The organism is Streptomyces sp. AC558_RSS880 (assembly GCF_019049255.1).
Lineage (GTDB): Bacteria > Actinomycetota > Actinomycetes > Streptomycetales > Streptomycetaceae > Streptomyces.
Genome location: NZ_JAGMUJ010000128.1, coordinates 1 through 216 on the forward strand (window position 1 = coordinate 1; position 216 = coordinate 216).

Here is a 216-nt window from a genome sequence, read left to right on the forward strand (position 1 = left end):
GATTCCGGGAGTAGTGGCGAGCGAAACCGGATGAGGCCAAACCGTATGCGTGTGAGACCCGGCAGGGGTTGCGCATGCGGGGTTGTGGGATCTCTCTTCTGTTGTCTGCCGGCAACAGGACGAGTCAGAAACCGTTGATGTAGGCGAAGGACATGCGAAAGGTCCGGCGTAGAGGGTAAGACCCCCGTAGTCGAAACGTCAGCGGCTCGTTGGAGA

Annotated in this window: 1 rRNA gene; it reads left to right on the forward strand. The window is 59.3% G+C overall.

Annotation, left to right across the window (positions count from 1 at the left end):
- A 23S ribosomal RNA gene (locus KUM38_RS43775) occupies positions 1–216 on the forward strand; the annotation flags it as partial.